We start from the raw sequence: 24,499 nt of genomic DNA on the forward strand, positions 1-24,499 counted from the left end.
AGGAGAGTCTGCTAATGAAGGCTCTTAAGTTGACGCCATTGCGTGAACGGTTACAAAAATATCGACAACATTCTTTCCACGAATCTTTCTCCACGTTCTGACCAGGTGAAAAAGCTGTTTTTACGATAAATTACGTACCGTCTAATTTGCCGTTCTGCAAGGTTATTAGTTGTTTCTATCACTTCAGGTTTTCTTAAAAACTTCCACATCATATCCTCAGATCGTAACATCTTAGCGGCCATTCTTGAAGCTTGAGTGCTATTTGCAACCCTCGTCATTTTACGTAAAAAATGTTTTACCCTTTTCCGAATTTTTCGCACCAGTCGATAAAATCTCAAATTATCTATCAAATTTTGTTTTTTTGCCTTATCTACTACAAACACCTTATTGCTGAGCGATTTTAGTGCTTGGCCAATTTTGCTCACTTCAACATTTTTACTATGGGCAAATCTCTCAAAATCTCTTGCCAGATGTGCCCAACATATCTGTCTATTTTCACGATTGAAGTAATTGTATACAGCGTATCTATCGCTCACAACTATACCATCATATTCTGGCAGTAAACTCTTCAACACCTTCTTACCACGAGACTCGCTTACCTTCAGAAGTGTCAACGCTTTGTTTGTTATTACCCAACTCCAGCCTCTCTTTCCTTGATTTCTGTGCCCTGTTTCGTCTATATGCAAATACTCGCTTCCTTGCAACTCTTCCTTCATTTTCTCATATTCAGATGCACACTTCTTCGATACCCTGCGTTCAGTATTTGAGACTAAACCAAGGCTTATATTTAGATTAAAAATACTGCCCAAAATTTGCTGTACCTCTCTTTTTGAGTTAATAAAAAAGCCGCTAAGGCTGCTTATAACTGTTTTAGCATTGGGTCCTAGAAAATCTCTTGCAACACCTTCGGGTAAATTTGCTGTAATTCTTTTATTACATACTCTTATATGTTAAAAACAAGTCTTTATAAATGTCACGAAATGGCGGTATAAAGACACGCAGAGAGGAGGAACCGTACATACTCTTGGTCATAAGGACCGTTTTGCAGCAAGGTTCTCCTCTCTGGTTTATTATACTGAAAGTTCCGAACAACTGGTTGAGCTTTTAGGCTCGTATATAAGGGTGGAAAATGCAGTATACACATTATTTATGGAGGGATTATGAATTTATCAAATATTATTACTGGCATTGATATTAGCAAAAATAAACTAGATATCCATATTCATCCACTTGGACATCATAAAGTATTTGAAAATAACGTTCAAGCTATTGATCAAATAATCGACTTTTTGCGTTTACATAACGTAACCAAAGTTGGACTTGAAGCAACTGGTGGGTACGAAAAATTATGTGCTTATACTTTATTAAGCCATGGTTTTGAAGTATATGTCATTCAACCAAGATGGGTGAGAGATTATGCAAAAAGCCTTGGTATTGCTACTAAAACTGATAAAATAGACTGTAGCATCATCTCACGTTATGTTAGTAATACAGACATGCGTGTCACTCCTTTAAAAGTTAGTAGTATTGACTGTTTGAAGCAAAAATTATCTCGCAGGAATCAACTAGTAGAAATAGCAAAAATACAAAAAACCCAAGCTCATCAAGTAACCGATTTATCTATAATCAAACAAATGGAAGAGCTACTTGCAATTTTACAAAATCAAATTCAAGTCTTAGAAGATGAGGTAATGGAATTAGTCGATAAAAATCAAGAGCTTAAAAAAAAGTACATGTCAATAACTAGTATACCTGGTGTAGGTGCAATAACAGCTATTACTTTTATTTGTTATCTACCCGAGCTTGGAACTCTCCAACATAAAGAAATATCCAGCCTTTCCGGAGTTGCACCTTTTAATCGAGATAGTGGTTTTAGTAAGGGAAAAAGGTGTATTCAGGGTGGTAGATCACAAATTAGAAAGGTTTTACATATGTGCATTCTTAGTGCGCAAAGGTACAATTCTTATATAAAAATCTTCTTTGATAGGCTATACAATCAATATAAAAAACCATATAAAGTTACCTCTACTGCTGCAATGAGAAAATTACTTATCCTTGCTAACTCTTTAGTAAGAGACGGTAGACTGTTTACTGAGGAGTATAGCCCTAAAACTGCTTCTATATAGCAATAGCATAGCTGTGAATAAGTACGCCCACACAAATTTTAAGTACTTATTCACAGCTACATCAATTTTTCTATTGACTTTTAACACAACTGCTACAATGTCCTCTTTGCAACCTGTACTCAGTTACAATTGGCTTAATTTCTGGCAACTCTGCCTTCTGATGAATAATTTCATCTTCTAAAGTAATCTTACCTCCACACATACAAATTGTATCAATTGTGCATCTCACTACCTCGTCTGCAGCCATTAATTCACGCTTATGCACCTTATGTCCTGGCTGACCTCCTGGTTTTTTATCACTTTTCTTTTTTGCTTTCTTACGATATATATCTCGTGATGGTGGCAGCGATGAGAATTTTGCGAATTTAAGCCCAATTTGTCTTCTAATTCAACTATTTTTGCTTTCAAGCTATCATTTTCTCTGATCAGTGCTTTTATTTCTTCCTTGAGATTAGCGTTTTCTGCTACAACCTTTTCTTGCAGCACTGTTGTCATTTACCCATTCCATATTTAGCTTCCTATCTCTTTACACTTTTATACTTACTTTGTAAACCACCTTATCTCCGTGAACGGTTACTAATTTTTAATTAATTAGCTTAAGTTATAAGATCATAGTTAAGCCGATGTATTTTATAAATGGACTTTTTTGAACATTCTTCCAATTTTTTTCTAAATAACTCTTTGCCTATTTAAATAAGTATGTTCAGTATTAGAGCTTTCCAGACCGCTACTAGGAGAAAGATTAGGTTCTTGACCTTTAAACATCTCTATTAGCTTTAATACAGGAGCAGTTCCTGCTACAATAGCTCCTATAACAGCAGTAGCACCCATGATGAGAAGAATCGGTTCTGCAGTGGTGATTACCACAAAGCTCAATACATAAACCAGCAATGACCATACCAACCATTATACCAATGAAAGCACCTACAATTATGGATGAAACTACACCAATTAATTCTCCTATTTTTGAACTAAGTGGTACTTCTCTTTCACGTCTAATACGCCTAATATAGCGCGACCTCATTTGTCCTCTCATTATTACATTTTCATCCCTGTTTCCAAAGAGATTCAATGACGCTTCTCTTTCTCTAATAAAATTTGGCCGCATTTGTTGTTCTCTTGCCCTTCTTCGCTCTCTCATTATTATGTTTTCCTCAAAGAGGTTTAGTGGTACTTCTCTCTCACCTCTAATTCTAACATGATTTAGCTGTGCTTGTTCTACTAATAACCTTATTGTACTTTTTATTTCATTTAGCGGTGCTCTTCCTCCAATATCCTTAATTGCCTTCTCAAATTTTAATAGCGACTTGTTATTTAGTCTGACATTATTCTGAGAATCACAAACAATAACCCAATCTAAAATTGGCTTTTTTTGACCACCATACTCTATATAATCATTAATGTGTTCCTTTAGTTTTTTAATTATCTCTACTGCTCTTGTTTCCATAGCTTCTATGGCGCTATCTTCACTTTCTATGAGTATATTGAAAACAATTCCTAATAACTCCTGTTGTAAATCCTTTCGTTCTTTAATATTCATAATTAGCCTCAACTTTTATATGCTATTTTGCCAAAATAATTTTACCAAATAAGTAATATATATATACAATAATTCTCGTTTAAAAATTTTTTTACATTGGCTTATCTCAGTTATGTTTTAGGATGTAAAAGCTTCTTACTTTAATAATTTATTAAAGTAAACCATATATGGATTGCTATTTAGGAGCAGCTGTTGTACTTTAATCAGAAGGTACAGTAATGTAAGAAGGAGGTACTTTATGTCTTTAAAAAATGAAATTTCTGAATTGATAGAGCAACAGCTTGGCATTAAATATCATGACAATTGCTTAGCTTACACTATCCATAATTCGGCTGCAGGTGAAATATCCGATTCTATTGCTCTTTGCATAGTTGGCTGTGGCGATTGTGAGATTAAGTATCAAGGTATTGCTAATTCATTTAACATAACGAAAGAAGAAATTAACCAAAGTAATATAGAAAGCATAAAAAATAAGATAGAAAGTGAAGCTAGAAAAGAAGGTAGTGAATTTTCCGAGTTGATTTCTAAGATGGATCAATCGCTGAAAGAACAAAGTGAAAAGTCTATTATACAGATTTTAAATTCATCTGCTGAAGAGATGTTAAGGAGTTTTTGTGGTAGTTCTATACAGAGAACAGAGGATAAAGAAGTTAGTCTGTCCTCTGCTTCACATGAAGAGCCTGCTACAGAAGATTCGGAAACTACTATTAATTCTGATCTTTTATCAATTTAACCAGCTCCTCATATAAATTTTTTCTGTACCCAAGCTATATGTTTGTGAGAGGATAGTAAGCACTACATTTTTCTATTTCCATTATAACAGATTCGTCTATTTTCATGATGATCTTACTATTTGTACTCTGTCTAGGACTAAGCAATAGAAATAGTAGGATAACAGTAGTCAACCAAGATTCCAGCATCACGTACTAGGATGATATAAGTATCATGATTTACGATTAGATTGACATAGGGTAAAGAGTAAATTAAAAATTAAATAGATCTTTTAATGCAGAATAAATGCCTATAGAAATATTGATGCCCGCTCTTTCCCCAACAATGAGTAAAACTGGAGGGAAAATTGTAAAGTGGTGTAAAAAAGAACAAGATAAAGTTGAAATAGGTGATGTAATCGCTGAAATTGAGACTGATAAAGCCATAATGGAGTTTGAATCTGTCGATGAAGGAGTTTTAGCAAAAATTTTAGTGTCGGAAGGAACAAGTGGTGTGCCTGTAAATCAACTGATAGCTCTAATGTTAGAGGAAGGGGAAGATAAAAGCGCACTTGATTTAGCTTCTGCCATCAATACCAAGGTTGAGAAGGAGGTTGAAGCCGATTTTTCAGTATCATCCAACCCTTCGATTTCATCTAGCTCTTCAATGTCATCCCAGTGCGTGACACTGGGATCTAAAAAAGAGGATAGAGCAACAGAAAATAGAATAAAAGTAAGCCCCTTAGCTAAAAAAATAGCTCAAAATGAAGGTGTTGATATAAAGCGATTAAAAGGTACAGGTCCATATGGTCGTATCATCAAAGCTGATGTATTAGAATTTTTAGATCAAACTAAAAGCTATGAGAGATTTGAGGAAAATACAACAGTTGAAGTAAGTAATATGCGCCAAGTGATAGCGCAGCGCCTAGTTGAATCTAAGCAAAATATTCCACACTTTTATTTAACTGTAGACTGCCACGTTGATAAGCTAATATCGCTCAAAAATGAGGTTAATTCAGCAAATGAGAACAATAAAGTAACAATTAATGACTTAATTATAAAAGCTGTGGCTTTCAGCATGAAAAAATTTCCTGACATAAACTCATCGTGGATAGATACTAAGATAGTAAAATATTCAAATATAGATATCTCAATTGCTGTAGCGCTTGAGGATGGACTTATTACTCCTATAGTAAAAAATGCTGATGAAAAAAGTGTTTTATCTATATCAAAAGAAGTGAAAGATTTAGTAAATAGAGCACGATCTGGAAAATTAAGGCCTGAAGAATTTCAAGGAGGAGGGTTTACCATTTCTAATTTAGGCATGTTTGGTATAAAAACTTTCAGTGCTATAATCAATCCACCACAGTCTTGCATTATGGCTGTCGGCGCATCTAAAAAACAACCAGTTGTCATAAGTGAAAAAATAGAGATAGCAGAGGTAATGACAGTTACTCTCTCTGTTGACCACAGAGCAGTTGATGGAGCACTAGGAGCAAAATTTTTAAATGCCTTTAAGTACTATATAGAAAACCCTACGGTGATGCTTCTTGAGCCTTTATTATTATAATAAAATTAATACCTCTTAGTTTATACTTTTGTTAGTTAATAGGTTTAGAGGTAAAATATGACTGATAACAAGATAGAAAAACGTAGTATATCTTTTGATGCTACAAAATCAAAATTTTCAAACCATAGGTTTCAAATAGATTCCTCATCTAATGAGTCAATAGATACCATTGGTAAAAAATTTAAGTATGAAGTGAAACTTTCAGGTGTTATTCACACTACAACAAGAAAAAATAATGTTGGAAGCGGATTAAATGAGTTAGATCTAAGAAAGAAAAATGAAAACTCTTTCAAGACACCAATAAAGAATATTGAAGAATCAGATAGTAAGAGAAACCAAAGTCATTTGCTGTTTCAGGAGGACTCATTTCCAGAACTACCAGCATGTGCATATAAGCCAGCACTGCTGCCAAAACCATCAAAAGAAAAAATAAAGGAAGCTGTAGATAAAATGCGCAATAATAGAAAAGCTCATAATTCTGCAAATGTTGAAAATGGTGTTAGTTCAGACAGGTTCAAAGTGCGCCCGTTCTTATGTAGTGATATAGATGGATATGTAGCTCCTGACAAACGTGACCGTAATCTAGAAAGGTGTAGGGTTACACATGATAGCAGTAAGCTTGAAGCACAAATGGAAAGAAAGCATGGGTTTCAATCAGATCCAAGTGTTAAGCATGTAAAGGCTGATACTGTGTAACCGTTCACGGATTGTGAGAATGAATTAAAGAACTAAGCAGTGACAGCTACTAGATTCTGTAGCTTTTGAAAGGGGTTCTGGCCATTTAGACGTGATGTCAAAAATATCGTAACCGTTCACGGATTGTGAGAATGAATTAAAGAACTAAGCAGTGACAGCTACTAGATTCTGTAGCTTTTGAAAGGGGTTCTGGCCATTTAGACGTGATGTCAAAAATATCGACAACATTCTTTCCACGAATCTTTCTCCACGTTCTGACCAGGTGAAAAAGCTGTTTTTACGATAAATTACGTACCGTCTAATTTGCCGTTCTGCAAGGTTATTAGTTGTTTCTATCACTTCAGGTTTTCTTAAAAACTTCCACATCATATCCTCAGATCGTAACATCTTAGCGGCCATTCTTGAAGCTTGAGTGCTATTTGCAACCCTCGTCATTTTACGTAAAAAATGTTTTACCCTTTTCCGAATTTTTCGCACCAGTCGATAAAATCTCAAATTATCTATCAAATTTTGTTTTTTTGCCTTATCTACTACAAACACCTTATTGCTGAGCGATTTTAGTGCTTGGCCAATTTTGCTCACTTCAACATTTTTACTATGGGCAAATCTCTCAAAATCTCTTGCCAGATGTGCCCAACATATCTGTCTATTTTCACGATTGAAGTAATTGTATACAGCGTATCTATCGCTCACAACTATACCATCATATTCTGGCAGTAAACTCTTCAACACCTTCTTACCACGAGACTCGCTTACCTTCAGAAGTGTCAACGCTTTGTTTGTTATTACCCAACTCCAGCCTCTCTTTCCTTGATTTCTGTGCCCTGTTTCGTCTATATGCAAATACTCGCTTCCTTGCAACTCTTCCTTCATTTTCTCATATTCAGATGCACACTTCTTCGATACCCTGCGTTCAGTATTTGAGACTAAACCAAGGCTTATATTTAGATTAAAAATACTGCCCAAAATTTGCTGTACCTCTCTTTTTGAGTTAATAAAAAAGCCGCTAAGGCTGCTTATAACTGTTTTAGCATTGGGTCCTAGAAAATCTCTTGCAACACCTTCGGGTAAATTTGCTGTAATTCTTTTATTACATACTCTTATATGTTAAAAACAAGTCTTTATAAATGTCACGAAATGGCGGTATAAAGACACGCAGAGAGGAGGAACCGTACATACTCTTGGTCATAAGGACCGTTTTGCAGCAAGGTTCTCCTCTCTGGTTTATTATACTGAAAGTTCCGAACAACTGGTTGAGCTTTTAGGCTCGTATATAAGGGTGGAAAATGCAGTATACACATTATTTATGGAGGGATTATGAATTTATCAAATATTATTACTGGCATTGATATTAGCAAAAATAAACTAGATATCCATATTCATCCACTTGGACATCATAAAGTATTTGAAAATAACGTTCAAGCTATTGATCAAATAATCGACTTTTTGCGTTTACATAACGTAACCAAAGTTGGACTTGAAGCAACTGGTGGGTACGAAAAATTATGTGCTTATACTTTATTAAGCCATGGTTTTGAAGTATATGTCATTCAACCAAGATGGGTGAGAGATTATGCAAAAAGCCTTGGTATTGCTACTAAAACTGATAAAATAGACTGTAGCATCATCTCACGTTATGTTAGTAATACAGACATGCGTGTCACTCCTTTAAAAGTTAGTAGTATTGACTGTTTGAAGCAAAAATTATCTCGCAGGAATCAACTAGTAGAAATAGCAAAAATACAAAAAACCCAAGCTCATCAAGTAACCGATTTATCTATAATCAAACAAATGGAAGAGCTACTTGCAGTTTTACAAAATCAAATTCAAGTCTTAGAAGATGAGGTAATGGAATTAGTCGATAAAAATCAAGAGCTTAAAAAAAAGTACATGTCAATAACTAGTATACCTGGTGTAGGTGCAATAACAGCTATTACTTTTATTTGTTATCTACCCGAGCTTGGAACTCTCCAACATAAAGAAATATCCAGCCTTTCCGGAGTTGCACCTTTTAATCGAGATAGTGGTTTTAGTAAGGGAAAAAGGTGTATTCAGGGTGGTAGATCACAAATTAGAAAGGTTTTACATATGTGCATTCTTAGTGCGCAAAGGTACAATTCTTATATAAAAATCTTCTTTGATAGGCTATACAATCAATATAAAAAACCATATAAAGTTACCTCTACTGCTGCAATGAGAAAATTACTTATCCTTGCTAACTCTTTAGTAAGAGACGGTAGACTGTTTACTGAGGAGTATAGCCCTAAAACTGCTTCTATATAGCAATAGCATAGCTGTGAATAAGTACGCCCACACAAATTTTAAGTACTTATTCACAGCTACATCAATTTTTCTATTGACTTTTAACACAACTGCTACAATGTCCTCTTTGCAACCTGTACTCAGTTACAATTGGCTTAATTTCTGGCAACTCTGCCTTCTGATGAATAATTTCATCTTCTAAAGTAATCTTACCTCCACACATACAAATTGTATCAATTGTGCATCTCACTACCTCGTCTGCAGCCATTAATTCACGCTTATGCACCTTATGTCCTGGCTGACCTCCTGGTTTTTTATCACTTTTCTTTTTTGCTTTCTTACGATATATATCTCGTGATGGTGGCAGCGATGAATTTTGCGAATTTAAGCCCAATTTGTCTTCTAATTCAACTATTTTTGCTTTCAAGCTATCATTTTCTCTGATCAGTGCTTTTATTTCTTCCTTGAGATTAGCGTTTTCTGCTACAACCTTTTCTTGCAGCACTGTTGTCATTTACCCATTCCATATTTAGCTTCCTATCTCTTTACACTTTTATACTTACTTTGTAAACCACCTTATCTCCGTGAACGGTTACTTGCTATTTGGACAGAAATTTGATGTTATTACCTAGAAACGGGGTATCTATTCTTCTTATACCCTCAATTAATAAAATCAGAAGGATCAACTTCCCGCTGTAAGCAAGCAGCAACTACAGTGTTTATCATAAGAAATGCTATTGTCATCGGGCCAACCCCACCAGGCACTGGGGTAATAGCTTTGACTTTTTCTTTTACTCCCTCAAAGTCAACATCACCTACAAGCTTATTTTGATTTCCTACGTTAACGCTATTTATGCCAATATCAATCACTATTGCACCTTTTTTTATCCAATCTGGTTGAACAAAATTTGGCTTTCCAACTGCTGCAACTACTATATCCGCTTTAGAGCAATAATCAGCTAAATTCTTGCTTTGTGAATGCAAGATGGTAGCGGTGCAATTTTCTTGCAACAATAGGTGAAACATTGGCTTACCCACAATATTTGATCTGCCAATGATTACCGCATTTTTACCGGACAGATTATTTTCAACTGACTTAATTAAATGCAAAGAACCTTTGGGAGTACAAGGTATCAGACAATTTTTTTCACCTTTAACTAACCTGCCAACATTCTCATCATGAAAGCCATCTACATCTTTTTCAACACTTACTGTATTAATTATTCTGCTTGCACTGATGTGCTTTGGTAAAGGTAACTGAACTAAAATTCCATGCACAGATGGATCTTCATTTAATGTATTAACTTTTTCAATCAATTCATCTTCTGAGATACTATCAGGCAAAACAATAGTTTCAGAACTTATGCCTATTGATTCTGCTTTTCTTTGTTTATTACGAACGTAGACCTGACTTGCTGGATTGCTACCCACAAGAATTACTTTAAGACAAGGAAAAACATTATACTCTTTCTTTAAAATATCAATTTTTTTTGATAGCTCCTCACAGAGATCATTTGCTATTTTTTTACCGTTAATAATAATTGACATTTCCTTGCCACTCCTTGAAGTCAGGTAATGCGATATCAAATAAATTCAATACTTTACCAACAGCATGATTTACAATATCATCCAAAGATTTTGGTTTAATATAAAAAGCAGGCATCGGCGGAGCAATTATTGCTCCCATCTCCGTTAGTTTTAACATATTTCGGAGATGTCCAAGATGTAGTGGAGATTCTCGCACCATAAGAACTAATTTTCTTCTTTCTTTTAGAGTTACATCTGCAGCCCTTGTTAATAGATTGGAAGTCACCCCCGATGCTATTTCAGACATTGTTTTCATAGAACATGGAGCAATAACTATACCTGAGGTTTTAAATGAGCCGCTTGCTATTTTTTCTCCTATTTTTTCTTCAGAATAGTAAAAATCTGCAAGCGATATAATATCTTCAAGTTTTTCTTTAATCTCATGAGCTATAGTTATTTTTCCAGCACTGCTGATCACTAAATGAGTTTCATGATTGGTATTTTTTAGTGCCTCTAGAATCCGTACACCGTAAATAGAACCAGATGCTCCACTTATTCCAATTACAATCCTACTATTCACCTTCGTAATTCATTCCCAATGCACGTTTGTAGGTATCAAGTAATATTTCCTGTTCCTCCCTGTCATCATCATCCATCTTTCTTAGCCTAATAATCTGTTTCATCACTTTTATATCCCAACCTTCATCTGCAGCTTTTGCATATACATCACGAATGTGATCTTGCACATCCCTCTTTTCTTGTTCAAGTTTTTCGATTCTCTCTATATAGCTCTTCAAATCTTCAGCCGTTATTTTTACTGTATCTTCCATAGAACCCAACTAATTAATTGCTACTACAGTATTATCAGTTTTTACTTGTACTTCAATCATATTAATAATATTTTTATCTTTTTTTAAAATCTTAAAGTAAAAACCGTACATGGAAAACTCTTCATTTTCTTCAGGAATGCGCTCTATCTCGTTTACAATCATACCTGCTAGAGTTGTAGCTTCTTCATCAGGAAGATCCCAATGTAACTGTCTATTAATATCCCTAATAGTAGATTTTCCTTCTATGTGATACATATTATCGGATATCTTTTTTATAAAATTCTCTGTGATCAAATCATGTTCATCTGAAATTTCTCCAACTATTTCTTCCAGTATATCCTCAAGAGTTACGATTCCCTGTAGTGCTCCATACTCATCAATAACAAATGCAAGGTGTTTCCTGTTTTTACGGAAGTTGTGAAGTTGTACACTGAGTGGCGTACTTTCTGGTATAAACCAAGGCTTTGACATAACTTTGGCAATCTCTATTTTATTATCCTTTTCACGCAAGGCATTTATTAGATTTTTCACGTGAACCACTCCAACAATATTATCTGGTTCTTTTTGCCATAAAGGTACTCTGCTATGGCTACTGGTTAAAATCTCTCTTATTAACTCTTCTTTGTTTCGATCTATATCAAGAGAAAATAAGTTTCTCCTGTGGGTCATAATTTGTGATATTTCTGTCTCAGCCAAATCAAGTATACTATTTAGCATATCTAAATCCTGTTGTAACATAGTGCCCTCACTGCGGTGAAGAGTAATCATATTACGCATTGCATCTGCTGCAGATATTACCTCCCTATTCTTATGAAGCCCACATAACTTCAGAATGATATTGACAATAAACTGAATGCCTAATGTCAATGGAGAAAGAACCTTGACAAAAAACAGCATAAAATAAGCAGAAAGTAATGTAAATTTTTCAGGATTTTGCATGGCGTAAGTTTTTGGTAAAACTTCACAAAATAGCAAAATACAAAACGTCATCATGAATGTTGAAAGAAATATGCCCTCACTCCCAAAAGAATTTATAAATATTACTGTAAATAAAGCAGAGCAAGTAATGTTAATAATTGTATTACACAGTAATATTGTTCCTATTGTTAATTCTTTTTTACCTAACAAAAGCTCTATTATCTTGGCTTTTTTGTTACCTTCTAGCTTTAGTTTATTCACTCGGGATCGGCTAATTGAGGTTAACCCTATTTCTGCTCCTGAGAACAAAAACGATAAAATCAATAAGAAAAAAATTGCTGACAATACTGAAATCAATAACCAATCCATTAAAGTATGATGTTATTGCGATATAGAAACAGAGTTGATTTTATATGTTGTAAGAAGCATTTGCAAGTCTATATATCTTTAATATAAAAAAATAAATCATGAAATATATCACACACTGCATTCACATGCATATTCTCAACAACAAGTGGAGGAGTTATTCTTATTACCCTATTATTTAAAATTTTAGTCATTATTAAGCCTTTGTCAAGAGATTGTTTAACAATTTTATCAGCCAAAGGTACTCTAAGCTCTATCCCTATCAATAAACCCTCCCCACGAACTTCTGAAACGATCTTCGGAAATTCTTCAGTCAAAGGCAACAACTTTTCTTTTAGATATTTACTGACCTTCTTAACATGGTCAAAAAAGCCTTCCTTTAGCATTACATCGAGTACTGCATTACCAACAGTCATGGCAAGTGGATTACCTCCATAAGTTGACCCATGAGTTCCTGGAGTGATTGCTTCTGCTATATAATCTTTTACTAAACATGCAGCCAGAGGAAATCCATTACCCATAGCCTTCGCACAAGTGAGCATATCAGGTTCAACTCCTATATTTTGATAGTAAAATAGAGAGCCAATCCGTCCATATCCGCATTGCACTTCATCAAAGCATAAAATTATTCCTTGAGCTTTTGTTATCTCTCTTACTTTTTTAAGATACTCTACGTCCAATGGATGTACTCCGCCTTCACTTTGTATGGGCTCTAAAAATATGGCAGCTGTTTCGCTATTGATTTTCTTTTCTAATGCTTCAATGTTATTTCTTGGAACTTTATCAAAACCAGAAAGGAGTGGAGCAAAACCTTCGCGTGATTTTTCATTTCCCCCAGCTGAAATTGCAGCAATACTGCGGCCATGAAAACCTCCTTCAATTGTAATGATGTGACTGCGCTTTTCTTGTCCATTTAAGTAGAAATAGCGGCGAATAAATTTAATTGCAGCTTCTGTTGCTTCAAGTCCACTTGAGCAGAAAAAAACTTTATCGGCAAAGGTAAGTTCTGTTAAACGCTGAGCAAGCCTTTCCTGCTGAGGAATAGTAAAAATATTAGAGCAGTGCCATAATGAATCCAGTTGCTCCTTCAGTTTATCTGTAATGTATGGATGACAATGCCCTAGAGAGGTTGTAGAAATTCCTGCAGCAAAGTCTAAATATTTTTTACCATCCTTATCGAAGAGATATACTCCTTCTCCTCTAACTATAGAAGCTTCAGATCTATTATAAGCGTTAACAACATGATCCATTTTAAATATTATCTATACTGTGCATGAAAAAGCTTTCCCTTAATATTGCTTAAACTAAAAATTGGGCTAATATTATACAGTTCAACATAAAATTCAGAAATTTAATATGTAAAAAAGTAAAACTACACCAATTCACATTCAGCAAAAAAGAAAGCTATTTCTCTATGAGCATTCTCTAGACTATCAGAACCATGCACTCTATTTTCACTAATATCATCAGCAAAATCACCCCTAATTGTACCTTTATCTGCCTGCTTTGGATCTGTAGCACCCATGATTTGTCTGTATTTACTGACTGCATTTTCACCGATTAAAACTTGAACTATCACAGACCCAGAAGTCATAAATTCCACCAACTCTCCAAAAAAAGGCCTATCCTTATGAATTTCATAAAACAGCTCTGCTTGTTTTTTTGTCAGCATCATCATTCTTTGTGCTATAATTTTTAGTCCAGATTTTTCAATGTAAGAATTTATACTGCCTGTAATATTATTTTTTACTGCATCAGGTTTTAATATCGAAAGTGTTCTCTCAATTGCCATATCATTCCCTTATATTAAGATCGTATATTTATTTTATTGTGAATTTTTGTTCCATCAAAGAGATTTTTTATTTATAGTCAAGAATAAAACATCAAGGGGTAGTTTATGGTTTACTGTCGTAAGAAACTAGTGAATAATCTTAAATCATCAATTTTTTGCGGAACAAAAGGTTTTTTAACCTTTAATTTGGCATTTTTAAGTTATTTAGAGTATAGCTTACACAATAATACAAAATTAAAAGAAGGTGCCGCTTTTGCGATGAAAAGGAACGTTGTTCCATTTGGTGAAATGATTGCCATACCGCTGTTTTTTTGCTTTGTATTACCAGCTATGGTAGGCAACATAAGCCTTATCGAGTGCGCACTTATATGTGCTGCACTGATGGTTGCAACATGTTTTGTTGTAAGAACCTTTCACTTGCGTGAAAAGTTATTGAAAAAAATGACTAATAATGAAAATTATACCGAGAAACAAATAGAGCAGGAATTTAAGAAAGACACTATAAAATTTCCTATTTTTAATAAAAACAGACAGCATATTGAGTATAATTCTCCTAATCCAGGACAATTAATGAATGAAAGTCCTCCCTCTCTCTTTGTTAAGGTTTTACTTTTTCCCCTTACGATTTTTCTGAAGGCTCTACAAAGCTGCATAATGATATCTTTGGCTGCTGTTGAACTTTTTGAAGCAGTGCCAAGTTTTTGTGTTGATGTGGTTTTTGATAGAAACTTTGTATCTACACAGAGTAACGTGAAGAGATCTGGTCATCTATTGTATGCTAGTGTGAGAAATTTAGTGCCTGTAACTAAACTTGATGAGTGTGTAGCTGATTTTATAGGCAAACCTGAAGAAAGGTGCTGTCAGTGAAGAAGGCAGTAATCTTATTTAACCTTGGTGGACCTGATTCACTAAGTGCAGTACGTCCTTTCTTGTTTAATCTATTTTATGATAGAAGAATAGTCAATCTACCCAATCCTTTCCGCTTTCTTTTAGCAAAGTTTATCTCCAAAAGGCGAGAAAGTACTGCACAAGAAATATACGAGCACATTGGAGGTAAATCGCCAATCTTGGAGAATACGAAAGCACAAGCTGATGCTTTAGAACTAAAATTAAATGAAAATGGAAACCATGTATATAAGATATTCATCTGCATGCGTTATTGGCATCCATTTGCTGATGAAGTTGTTAAAAGCGTAAAGCAATTCGACCCTGACGAAATCATTCTGTTACCACTATATCCGCAATATTCAACCACCACAACTCTATCATCCATCGAGAATTGGCAAAAAAATGCCAAACTGGAATGTAACACAAAAACAATTCACCATTATTATGACAATGAAAACTTTATTGAAGCTCATGTTAATCTGACGTCTAAATATTATAAATTAGCTAGCAAAATCGGTAAGCCAAGAGTCCTATTCTCGGCTCATAGCTTACCTCTTAGTATCATTAAAAAAGGCGACCCTTACGCTTCACAGATAGAAAAAACAGTAAAATTAATAGTAAAAAAATTGAATATTGAAGATCTTGATTGGGGAATATGTTATCAGAGTAAGGTTGGCCCTGTAAAATGGTTGGAGCCTAGCACTGAAAGTGAGCTATCACGCGCGAAAGACGATAATATACCTGTAGTTTTATCACCTATATCTTTTGTTTCTGAGCATTCTGAAACACTGGTTGAACTTGATATAGAGTATAAAGCAATTATCAAAGACGGATATTACTTTCGCGTACCAACTCTCAGTACTGATCTCTTATTTATCAAGTGCTTGGCCGATTTATGTTTAGATCACTCTCAAAGTACTGATTTATAGCACTTTTCTTTTTAGATTTTTATAGTATAATATTAAAAAGTTATTATTTTATTATCTATTTATGCCAAAAGGTAAGCCAAATACATTTATAGAAAGTATACATGATGCTCACAATCATGATATTAGAAAGATGTATTGTATTGCAGTAGGTTTAACAGGCATATTGTGTAAAATTTCATTGCAATTCTGTTGCGAGTTTGTTGATAACAACAGATCCAATATTTGTACTATATTAGATATTTCTAAGTTCATAAAACTACCAACATCAATAATATTTGCTCTTCACTTTGGTCTCAATTTAGCTGGATATAAATCTAAAAAACTTCAGAATGGTAAAGGGGGAAATGAACCTGAAAAACCAATACAGGTTGTGGGTAGCTTAGCCTTCTTGGCAAACTGTGTCATAGGAATATTGATGCAGACAAAAATCATTCATTTCTTAGCTAGAAACAACAAGGATGTAATAAGTTATATTAGCTTAACATCAGCAGTTCTATTTCTATTTTCAGAATGCATAAACTGTTATTATACATGGAAGAAGTATCTAGATAATAAGGATTCTGAAAAGTCTGCTAAATATGGCAAAGAAGTTATTTTTAGCACATTCGCTTTGTCATTGGGCTTGTTAAGCTTCATATTAAAAAGAATGGAACTTCCAACCATACCAATAGACTTGGGTGGTGGCATAATCTATAATTTCAACTTAACTGTTACGGTCAGTTTGATACTAAGCATAGCATATCTAGTATCAAACATCGATAAGTTTGTCAATCAACCTAATAATGGTACTGATCCTTCTACTGGACTTGATGACGCTCACCATATTCAGCATAATGGCAGCATTGTAGAAATTAATTATTAGAGATGAAAAGACTTAATTTCTACTGCCAATGCTAGCACTGCTAATTTGCTAACAATATTCCAAAGTGGCAAAGTTTTATTTTCTTGGCTGATGTCATAAAATTCACAGTCAGTGGAATTCAAGCTAGAATATACATCTTTCCTGCTATTACATCGGTATAAGTAACATGTTGGAGTATCTCCTATATAGTATATTAGCGGTTCTGCAGAACTACTTTTAAATATGTCAATAGTTGGTACACCTTCTTGTATAATAACACTATTGATTGCTATTCCTTCTTTTATCTTTTTCATTTTATGACGCTTTTTTTTATTGAGATTTAATATTTCCTTTCCACTTGTTGCTGTTATAATGCCCATTCCATATGTGCCATTGCTTGCTTTGATAAAAACGTAAGGTTGTGTTTTTATTTCATATTCCTCATATTTTTTTTGCACTAGAGATAATATTTGGTCAACTCTAGTCGCTACTGCTCCTAGTGATGAATCATCATTAAAGTCAACTCCATTACAGCTTTCTGTAAGCACAGAAATAAGCCATGGGTCCATTTTAAATTCGCCACAAAATTCGGACACTAATTTTTGATAGATTTCAAAATATTGAAATTTCTGCCTACTGTGCCAGCCATATAATGGACTTGGCACTATCTCTTGTTTTACGTTTTCTAGCGTGTCTGGAATGTGGCTCGTCATATCACGGTTCAGTATAATAATATCAGGCACAAATCCTGAAGTTGTCTTCAGCAAAGAGTTTTCTTTCACAACAGTTTCATACTGTTCTATTAAATTGTACGTTTCATTATGAAAGAGGCCAATTCTAGTTTCAAAACCTGCGAGTTGCAGTACCTTTTCTATAGCAAATACATTTTCTATATACATTTTATTTCGTGTGTAATTCTCCGGTATTATAAGGGCCTTTTTATATTGTTTTGTTTCGAAGTAGCTTTTTATCAATTTTGCTGCTATCGCTTTTGATACTTCACTTAGGTTATTAAACCCTGCAGGAAATAAATTGGCGTCTACTGGAGCAATTTTGTAGCCTGAATTCCTAAGATCTATGGAGCTATAAAATGGTAATGTAAAACCATTAAATTTTGTTTTGAACCAATTATTTATATCTTTTTCCAGATTTGGATGAATTATGTTTTGCATCTACACTTTAAATGTTATAAGAAAAGTACTATATTATAAGTTATAATCTTAATATAATATAACGAATTAAAATAACAAAAAAATGATTCATCATGACAGCAGTAAAATGTATGGTACTACTATACTGTCAATTAGAAGAGACAAAAATGTAGTAGTAATAGGTGATGGGCAAGTCTCGCTAGGCCATACCGTTATAAAATCTGGAGCAAAAAAAGTTAGGCGTCTTTCTGGTGATTCCGTAATTGCCGGTTTTGCTGGAGCAACAGCTGATGCATTTACTCTCTTCGAAAGGCTAGAATCTAAACTTGATAAGCACCCAGGACAGTTAATGAGGGCATGTGTTGAACTTGCAAAAGACTGGAGAATGGATAAATATCTAAGAAAATTAGAAGCTATGATGATCGTGGCAGACAAGTCCATTTCATTGGTCATTACAGGAACGGGTGATGTTCTTGAACCTGAAGATGGCATTGCAGCCATTGGCTCTGGAGGAAATTTTGCTTTATCTGCAGCAAAAGCTTTGATTGACGTTGAAGGAATATCAATAGAGGAGATTGCAAAAAAGGCTATGAAGATAGCTGCCAATATATGTGTTTATACAAACCATAATCTAATTATCGAAAAAATAGAGGAGTAATATGTCAAGAACTTTGTGTGCTAATTTTTCTAGTCAATCTGTAGTAGGTCAATTTGATAATAATGATGACTATAATGAGAAAAATAGCCTCTATGAAAATGAAGGTACAGGAAGTAGCAGCATTCAAAGCTCACAAGCTTTATTAGATGATCTACCACCACAGAAGATAGTTAAAGAATTAGACAGATTTATAATCGGGCAGAATGATGCAAAGCGCGCTGTTGCTATTGCACTCAGAAATCGTTGGCGTCGAAATAAAGTCCCACTTCCACTACGTGAAGAGATTATACCTAAGAATATACTCATGATAGGGCATACGGGAGTTGGTAAAACTGAAATAGCTCGCCGTTTAGCAAAGCTTGCTGGTGCACCTTTTATAAAAGTTGAAGCAACGAAATTTACTGAAATAGGATATGTTGGACGTGATGTTGACTCGATAATACGTGATTTAGTTGACGCAGCAATAGTTTTAGTTAAGGAAAAAGCACGTAAAGCCTTAACTAAAAAAGCTTTAGGTTTGGCTGAAAAGATAATAGTCAACTCCATGGTTGGTGAAGATGCAACCGAGGAAAGCAAAAAAGTTTTCAGAGAAAGACTGAGAAATAAGGAATTTGAAGATGGAGAAGTTTCTATTAACGTCAGGGAGAGCAAGGGTATGTTACCCACTTTTGATATACCTGGCATGCCAGGTGGGCAAATTGGTGTGATGAACGTAACAGAAATCGTGGGCAAGATGTTTAATGGGAGCAAAAAAACAAAAACTATTACAGTTAAAGTGAAAGAAGCACGTGAAATATTGATTAATGAAGAAAGCGAAAGGTTAATGGATGAAGACAAGATAATCAAAGAAGCGATTGATCTTGTTAGCAATGAAGGCATAGTGTTTTTAGATGAAATAGATAAAATTGCAGCACGTACAGAAATAAAAGGTGAAGTCAACAGAGAAGGAGTGCAGCGCGATCTGTTACCATTACTTGAGGGAACAACTGTTTCAACTAAGTATGGCCCCGTAAAAACAGACTATATATTATTTATTGCATCTGGTGCTTTTCATTTATCTAAGCCATCTGATCTTTTACCAGAATTACAGGGTAGATTGCCAATTAGAGTGGAACTTAAGGCGCTTACTCAAGAGGATCTAATAAAAATATTAAAGGAACCAGAATCTAGTTTGTTAAAACAGTATATAGCGTTAATGAAAACGGAAAATGTAACACTTGAGTTTACTGATGATGGTATAGAGACTATAGCTGAAATAGCATTTACAGTTAATAGAGAAGTGGAAAATATAGGTGCAAGAAGACTTCATACTGTCATGGAGAAGCTTTTGGATGAAATAAGTTTTATCGCTTCTGAAAAAAATAGTGAAAAATTTGTTATAGATAGCAAGCACGTAAGAGATAAGCTTGAATCAATTTCAAAGCAGCTTGATTTATCTAAGTTTATACTTTAGAAGAAACTTTTTCTTTAAGTAATATATAGCACTCAAGAAGTTTTATTTTTTCTTACTTCGTAATTCTTTAAGCTATTTTTCAATAGTAGAATTCAAGCTTAAATCAATTATTGCAATATCACAATCTATGCCTTTTGTTAACACATCAGTTAAAAGATCAGGTGGAGAAAGAACTGTTCTTTTATTACCAGCTCTCATTCCCACAACTCCAAGTTCTATAGCAAGTGGTATTTTTTTGTCACCAACCTTAAACTGCACTATTTGATCTTTGATTATATACTCACCATTATGTCTCTTTATGCTATATTGAACTGATATCTCATCGCCACATTTTACTCGTTTTCCAGTTTTGTTAATTAAGTCATTAAAAATCATTAGGTTATTTACTGAATCAGGATATTTATCTTTTACTTCAATCAGTTTGATGTAATAAGAGTTAAAACTCATTTTGTTGTCATCAGCGGCAATAGTAACTACACGCTCTCCGCCTTCTTTCATACCTATTACCCCTAAACTCACTTCTTTTTCACCTATTCTCAGAGTAATATCAGAGACTTGACTTGGTAATGCTGCCAGATTGTTGGATATTTTGTACATTTGTAGCAGGACTTCTTGGCCACAGAAAGCCTTACTGCCGCTGCCTTCAGTAATTTCATAAAAGTTTATCATCTCTTCTTCTTTTTGCTGTGTTATTTCTTCTAAATATTCTGCTAACCCATGCTTTTCAATATAACGATCAAGAGCTGATTCAAGTATCGGCCTGACCAAATAACTTGCTATCATCTGTGTCAAACCACCATGTGTAGCATTTATTTCGTAAAGCTTTTCCCTTTTCTCTGGTTTATCTTTGTTTATATAAACAATCGTAATTATAAAAGCAGAAGCTAAAGTGATAATCATTACTACAGAGATAAACATTTGTAATATAATTTTTCTAACCATCTTTTTTTACTTGATTCAATAAATCATATAAGTCATTAGTATTCTCTGAAAGCGTACTTAAATTATCTGAGGCCTGTTTAAAGAGACTATCTATATAGTTTTCCATTTCATTTTTGCCAAGCACGGACATTAAATTGTTTGTTTTATCTTGCTCATAATCTTCGATATCATCCTTGGCTTGAAAAATAAGCCCTAGATTTATTCCATAGTTATATAATGCTTCCCGCTCCTTGTCTGTAGCGCCTCCTATTATAGCCCCTATTTCACATGAAGCTGCAAATAGTTTTGCAGTTTTCATCAAATGAATTTCTTTTATTTTGTCAAAATCTGCACCTATATCTAAAATCTGCCCTCCCACCATTCCCTTCATTCCTATTGCTTGAGAGAGCACTTTTACGATCTCACAATTTAACAAAGATAATACCTCAAAAGCCAGGGTAAGTAATGCATCTCCGGCCAGTACTGCTGTTGCTTCACCAAATTTTTTGTGGCAGCTTGGTTGGCCTCTGCGGGTGTCACTGTTATCCATACATGGCAGATCATCGTGAATTAGGGAGTAAGCATGAATAAATTCAATCGCTGCTGCTGCTGTTATTGCTTTTTCAACCTTTATGTTGAATATCGACGAAGATTTTATAACTAAAAAAGAACGTATATGTTTTGCAGGAGCAAGAAGCACATAACGCATAGCTGATATAAGTTTATTCTCGCTATTTTCAGGTAAGAGCTTATTCACTTCTACAACAAGCAAATTTTTTGTTGTTTCGTCTAGCATTTTTAAATTTATTAACTATTGAGTGCTAAGAGATAGGAAGTTTTTAATAGTTTATATAATCATAAAAGCTATTGCAAACATCAAAATTTCTTATAACATCAGAGAATAGGTTATTTTTTAGTAAGAAATGAGCGAATTGGCAAAAAGCACTAGGGAAGATATAGAAGAAAAAGTAAAGAAGATTATACTAGAGCACATCAGTAAGGATGTAGAGGGATTTAGTAGTTCTTCAAAGCTTTCAGACCATGGCACAGATAGTTTAGATGCAGTTGAAATAATCATGGCAGCTGAAGAAGAATTTGGTATAGAGATTCCTGATGAAGATGCACAAAAAATGGAAACTATGGAACAGATAGTTGAATATGTAGTAAACAAAGCAAACAATTGATGTTGAATGAGCAGAAGAGTAGTAGTTACCGGTGTTGGCTTAATTACTCCACTAGCAGCAGATGTTAATAACACCTGGTCAAAGCTGAAAGAAGGTAAATCTGGCATCAAAGCAATCAATACAGATAGGTTCGACTCTTCTGATCTTGCTTGTCAGGTTGCAGGGCAGGTGCCTGTGCAATCCGATAACATTGAGCACTATTTTAATCCACCAGATTATATTTTTGAAAAAGACCTAAAAAGAACAGATCGTTTTATTCACTACGGAATTGCAGCAGCTGTTCAGGCAGTAGAAGATTCACTAATTTTGGAAAATAAAAATATTAATAAAGAGCGAATAGGTGTAGCTATTGGTTCTGGTATAGGTGGTCTTCCATCAATTCAGGAAAATGTAATTACCATGCAGGAGAAGGGGCCTAGACGTGTTAGCCCATTTTTTGTTCCTGCAAGTCTAATAAATTTGATATCTGGTCATATTTCTATTAAATACGAATTTATAGGTCCAAATGACTCAGCGGTAACTGCATGTGCAACAGGTGCGCATGCGATTATAAACTCAGCAAGAGCTATAAAACTCGGTGAAGCTGACATTATGATTGCAGGCGGAGCAGAAAGTGCGTTATGCAGAGTTGGAATTGCAGGTTTTGCATCGATGAAGGCGCTATCAACTAAATTCAATGATAAGCCTGAAGAGGCCTCAAGGCCATGGGACGAAGAACGCGATGGATTTGTCATGGGCGAAGGGTCAGGTATATTAGTTCTGGAAGAATATGAACATGCAAAAAAAAGGGAAGCAAAAATATATGCAGAACTCACTGGATATGGGTTAACAGGAGATGCGCACCACATCACAGCACCACATCCAGAAGGAAGAGGCGCACTTAAGGCAATGGAACTTGCTTTAAGGAGTGCACAAGTAAGCCCAAGTCAAATTGGGTATATCAATGCACATGGAACTTCAACAAAACTTGGGGATAAAGTTGAAGTAATAGCAATGAAGCAGTTATTCGGTGACTATGCCTATAAAATACCTGTTTCCTCAACTAAATCTTCTATAGGACATTTACTTGGTGCCGCAGGAAGTGTTGAAGCAATATTTAGTATCCTTGCATTAAACAATGGAATTGTTCCACCAACTTTAAACCTACACAAACCTTCAGAAGGGTGTGATTTAAATTTTGTACCACTTAAAGCTCAAGAGCATAAAATTCAATATGCGCTTTCTAATTCATTTGGTTTTGGTGGTACCAACGCGTCTCTCATCTTTGGAAAGGTGTAGTTAATTATGCTATTTTGGTAGGGTCGAGAACTGGCGCGCCTCTTTAGGGTTTGGTGGCTGATCCATTATTTTCATGTTGGTCCTCAATCCAAAATTCCCATGTTTACGTTTCCAATTCCCGCCTCATCAAACGCAGCATGCGGATTTCCCGCACTACGCTTTCCTAGTAGATTCTTACCAAAGTTTATAACATATTGTGCTGGTAAGGCTTTCGGAACGTAATATCTTATTCTATAGTCCGAATATAGACCAAGGGTCTCATATATACATTCGCTACTCCACCTTTTCCAACCAAATCCTTTTGCTTTTCTGGCTTGCATCATATTGCGTCTTGTTTTCTTCTCTACCCACTGTTTAACGTAGCTGAAGCTTCGACTTGAGTTTCCTATTCTAAAGTAGTTTACCCACCCTCTCAATATCGGATTGATGATCTGAATCACTCTCCGTATTGGTTGCGATTTATAGTTACTGAATACCTTCTTCAACTTTTGAAGTAGGCTTGTTCGTGTTTTCATCTGTGGTGTTATCTGTACTCTCCACTTTCCTTGTTTTGTAATTTTCTTTCGAAAGTCAAATCCTAGAAAGCCGAATGTTTCTCCTCTCTTTAGATTGGCAATTTTTGTCTTTTCTTCATTTACACTTACTTCTAGTTTTGCTAATTCTTCTTGTAACCTTTTGTACACTAATTTCTCGAGCCATTCCCATCTCTGGTGCCCATCTATCAGTATCACTAAATCGTCTGCCCATCTGGCGTATTCTATACGTTGATATTTTTCTTCCCTGGTCACCTCTTTTGCTCTCTCTAGCATTTTGTCTACCTCATTGAGGTATATATTGCTCAACAACGGTGAGATAGGCG

The 24,499-nt window shown here is 34.8% G+C and carries 27 protein-coding genes and 1 pseudogene; 12 read left to right on the top strand and 16 right to left on the bottom strand.

What is annotated here, in order from left to right:
- Positions 1-50: 50 nt before the first annotated feature.
- Positions 51-947: an IS66 family transposase gene (gene tnpC / locus OPR58_RS00300; RefSeq protein ID WP_320109912.1), complete on the bottom strand. Its 897-nt coding sequence runs from the start codon at positions 945-947 to the stop codon at positions 51-53.
- Positions 948-1,160: 213 nt separating this feature from the next.
- Here tnpC (OPR58_RS00300) and OPR58_RS00305 point away from each other — a divergent pair, with 213 nt between their 5' ends.
- Positions 1,161-2,126, top strand: coding sequence for an IS110 family RNA-guided transposase (locus OPR58_RS00305; RefSeq protein WP_265022736.1), 966 nt, complete (start codon positions 1,161-1,163; stop codon positions 2,124-2,126).
- 70 nt (positions 2,127-2,196) lie between these two features.
- Here OPR58_RS00305 and OPR58_RS11225 read toward each other — a convergent pair whose 3' ends face one another.
- The 3 genes and pseudogenes from OPR58_RS11225 to OPR58_RS00320 all read right to left on the bottom strand — a co-directional run bounded on the left by OPR58_RS11225 (position 2,197) and on the right by OPR58_RS00320 (position 3,666).
- A complete protein-coding gene (locus OPR58_RS11225) occupies positions 2,197-2,373 on the bottom strand; it encodes an IS66 family transposase zinc-finger binding domain-containing protein (RefSeq protein WP_406846499.1) in 177 nt (58 codons plus the stop codon).
- Positions 2,373-2,621, bottom strand: coding sequence for a DUF6444 domain-containing protein (locus OPR58_RS00315; protein WP_265022268.1), 249 nt, complete (start codon positions 2,619-2,621; stop codon positions 2,373-2,375). The genes OPR58_RS11225 and OPR58_RS00315 overlap by 1 nt, the downstream gene beginning before the upstream one ends.
- 174 nt (positions 2,622-2,795) lie before the next feature.
- A pseudogene (locus OPR58_RS00320) lies at positions 2,796-3,666 on the bottom strand (hypothetical protein).
- Between the two features lie 238 nt (positions 3,667-3,904).
- Here OPR58_RS00320 and OPR58_RS00325 point away from each other — a divergent pair.
- The 3 genes from OPR58_RS00325 to OPR58_RS00335 all read left to right on the top strand — a co-directional run bounded on the left by OPR58_RS00325 (position 3,905) and on the right by OPR58_RS00335 (position 6,642).
- On the top strand, positions 3,905-4,399 hold the full coding sequence (locus OPR58_RS00325) for a WBM0748 family T4SS-associated protein (protein WP_010403296.1): 495 nt from the start codon (positions 3,905-3,907) through the stop codon (positions 4,397-4,399).
- 284 nt (positions 4,400-4,683) lie between these two features.
- Positions 4,684-5,946, top strand: a complete 1,263-nt coding sequence (locus OPR58_RS00330) for a pyruvate dehydrogenase complex dihydrolipoamide acetyltransferase (RefSeq protein WP_139686792.1) — start codon at positions 4,684-4,686, stop codon at positions 5,944-5,946.
- 57 nt (positions 5,947-6,003) lie between these two features.
- Positions 6,004-6,642 (top strand): hypothetical protein, encoded by a 639-nt coding sequence (locus OPR58_RS00335; RefSeq protein WP_265022738.1) that lies wholly within the window; start codon positions 6,004-6,006, stop codon positions 6,640-6,642.
- 144 nt (positions 6,643-6,786) lie between these two features.
- On the opposite strand, the gene tnpC (OPR58_RS00340) is transcribed toward OPR58_RS00335, so the two are convergent.
- Positions 6,787-7,746 carry an IS66 family transposase gene (tnpC, locus tag OPR58_RS00340; RefSeq protein ID WP_320109902.1) on the bottom strand — a complete coding sequence of 320 codons (960 nt, stop codon included), beginning with the start codon at positions 7,744-7,746 and terminating at the stop codon, positions 6,787-6,789.
- A 213-nt stretch (positions 7,747-7,959) separates the two neighbouring features.
- On the opposite strand from tnpC (OPR58_RS00340), the gene OPR58_RS00345 reads away from it, so the two are divergent.
- Positions 7,960-8,925, top strand: a complete 966-nt coding sequence (locus OPR58_RS00345) for an IS110 family RNA-guided transposase (RefSeq protein ID WP_264336652.1) — start codon at positions 7,960-7,962, stop codon at positions 8,923-8,925.
- 70 nt (positions 8,926-8,995) lie between these two features.
- Here the strand turns inward: OPR58_RS00345 and OPR58_RS00350 are convergent, their stop codons facing one another.
- The 7 genes from OPR58_RS00350 to ndk form a co-directional block, all read right to left on the bottom strand.
- The gene (locus OPR58_RS00350; protein ID WP_265022563.1) at positions 8,996-9,418 is read right to left on the bottom strand and encodes a DUF6444 domain-containing protein; all 423 of its coding nucleotides are present in this window, start codon (positions 9,416-9,418) and stop codon (positions 8,996-8,998) included.
- Positions 9,419-9,564: 146 nt separating this feature from the next.
- Positions 9,565-10,452 (bottom strand): bifunctional methylenetetrahydrofolate dehydrogenase/methenyltetrahydrofolate cyclohydrolase FolD, encoded by an 888-nt coding sequence (folD, locus tag OPR58_RS00355; protein WP_265022739.1) that lies wholly within the window; start codon positions 10,450-10,452, stop codon positions 9,565-9,567.
- Entirely contained in the window at positions 10,436-11,011 is a 576-nt protein-coding gene (locus tag OPR58_RS00360; protein WP_265022740.1) for a UbiX family flavin prenyltransferase, read from the bottom strand. Before OPR58_RS00360 ends, folD begins: the two co-directional genes overlap by 17 nt.
- Positions 11,004-11,261: a DUF2312 domain-containing protein gene (locus OPR58_RS00365; protein WP_006014634.1), complete on the bottom strand. Its 258-nt coding sequence runs from the start codon at positions 11,259-11,261 to the stop codon at positions 11,004-11,006. Before OPR58_RS00365 ends, OPR58_RS00360 begins: the two co-directional genes overlap by 8 nt.
- A gap of 9 nt (positions 11,262-11,270) precedes the next feature.
- Complete coding sequence (locus tag OPR58_RS00370; RefSeq protein ID WP_265022741.1) at positions 11,271-12,548, bottom strand: HlyC/CorC family transporter; 1,278 nt, start codon at positions 12,546-12,548, stop codon at positions 11,271-11,273.
- Positions 12,549-12,616: 68 nt separating this feature from the next.
- Entirely contained in the window at positions 12,617-13,795 is a 1,179-nt protein-coding gene (locus OPR58_RS00375) for an aspartate aminotransferase family protein (RefSeq protein WP_015587994.1), read from the bottom strand.
- 122 nt (positions 13,796-13,917) lie between these two features.
- Positions 13,918-14,337, bottom strand: coding sequence for a nucleoside-diphosphate kinase (ndk, locus tag OPR58_RS00380; RefSeq protein ID WP_149168695.1), 420 nt, complete (start codon positions 14,335-14,337; stop codon positions 13,918-13,920).
- A 105-nt stretch (positions 14,338-14,442) separates the two neighbouring features.
- On the opposite strand from ndk, the gene OPR58_RS00385 reads away from it, so the two are divergent.
- The 3 genes from OPR58_RS00385 (at position 14,443) to OPR58_RS00395 (ending at position 17,016) form a co-directional block, all read left to right on the top strand.
- The gene (locus tag OPR58_RS00385; protein WP_320109895.1) at positions 14,443-15,204 is read left to right on the top strand and encodes a hypothetical protein; all 762 of its coding nucleotides are present in this window, start codon (positions 14,443-14,445) and stop codon (positions 15,202-15,204) included.
- Positions 15,201-16,154 carry a ferrochelatase gene (hemH, locus tag OPR58_RS00390; protein ID WP_010406433.1) on the top strand — a complete coding sequence of 318 codons (954 nt, stop codon included), beginning with the start codon at positions 15,201-15,203 and terminating at the stop codon, positions 16,152-16,154. The genes OPR58_RS00385 and hemH overlap by 4 nt, the downstream gene beginning before the upstream one ends.
- A gap of 61 nt (positions 16,155-16,215) precedes the next feature.
- The gene (locus OPR58_RS00395; protein ID WP_265022743.1) at positions 16,216-17,016 is read left to right on the top strand and encodes a hypothetical protein; all 801 of its coding nucleotides are present in this window, start codon (positions 16,216-16,218) and stop codon (positions 17,014-17,016) included.
- Here OPR58_RS00395 and gshA read toward each other — a convergent pair.
- Positions 17,013-18,167 carry a glutamate--cysteine ligase gene (gene gshA, locus OPR58_RS00400; RefSeq protein ID WP_265022744.1) on the bottom strand — a complete coding sequence of 385 codons (1,155 nt, stop codon included), beginning with the start codon at positions 18,165-18,167 and terminating at the stop codon, positions 17,013-17,015. The genes OPR58_RS00395 and gshA overlap by 4 nt on opposite strands.
- Positions 18,168-18,249: 82 nt before the next feature.
- Between gshA and hslV the strand changes: the two genes are divergently transcribed.
- Positions 18,250-18,804, top strand: coding sequence for an ATP-dependent protease subunit HslV (hslV, locus tag OPR58_RS00405; protein WP_265022745.1), 555 nt, complete (start codon positions 18,250-18,252; stop codon positions 18,802-18,804).
- A gap of 1 nt (position 18,805) precedes the next feature.
- Complete coding sequence (gene hslU / locus OPR58_RS00410) at positions 18,806-20,257, top strand: ATP-dependent protease ATPase subunit HslU (RefSeq protein ID WP_265022746.1); 1,452 nt, start codon at positions 18,806-18,808, stop codon at positions 20,255-20,257.
- 72 nt (positions 20,258-20,329) lie between these two features.
- Here the strand turns inward: hslU and OPR58_RS00415 are convergent, their stop codons facing one another.
- Both OPR58_RS00415 and OPR58_RS00420 read right to left on the bottom strand, forming a co-directional pair.
- Positions 20,330-21,199, bottom strand: coding sequence for an FKBP-type peptidyl-prolyl cis-trans isomerase (locus tag OPR58_RS00415; RefSeq protein ID WP_265022747.1), 870 nt, complete (start codon positions 21,197-21,199; stop codon positions 20,330-20,332).
- Positions 21,192-21,974 (bottom strand): polyprenyl synthetase family protein, encoded by a 783-nt coding sequence (locus OPR58_RS00420; RefSeq protein WP_265022748.1) that lies wholly within the window; start codon positions 21,972-21,974, stop codon positions 21,192-21,194. Before OPR58_RS00420 ends, OPR58_RS00415 begins: the two co-directional genes overlap by 8 nt.
- 127 nt (positions 21,975-22,101) lie before the next feature.
- Between OPR58_RS00420 and acpP the strand changes: the two genes are divergently transcribed.
- Together acpP and fabF are read left to right on the top strand one after the other, a co-directional pair.
- A complete protein-coding gene (acpP, locus tag OPR58_RS00425; RefSeq protein ID WP_064085853.1) occupies positions 22,102-22,362 on the top strand; it encodes an acyl carrier protein in 261 nt (86 codons plus the stop codon).
- Between the two features lie 6 nt (positions 22,363-22,368).
- A complete protein-coding gene (gene fabF, locus OPR58_RS00430; RefSeq protein WP_265022749.1) occupies positions 22,369-23,640 on the top strand; it encodes a beta-ketoacyl-ACP synthase II in 1,272 nt (423 codons plus the stop codon).
- A gap of 83 nt (positions 23,641-23,723) precedes the next feature.
- Here the strand turns inward: fabF and OPR58_RS00435 are convergent, their stop codons facing one another.
- Positions 23,724-24,485, bottom strand: a complete 762-nt coding sequence (locus OPR58_RS00435) for a group II intron maturase-specific domain-containing protein (RefSeq protein ID WP_320109896.1) — start codon at positions 24,483-24,485, stop codon at positions 23,724-23,726.
- Between the last annotated feature and the right edge of the window lie 14 nt (positions 24,486-24,499).

The sequence above is a fragment of the Wolbachia endosymbiont (group B) of Ischnura elegans genome (genome assembly GCF_947251585.1).
Classification (GTDB): domain Bacteria; phylum Pseudomonadota; class Alphaproteobacteria; order Rickettsiales; family Anaplasmataceae; genus Wolbachia.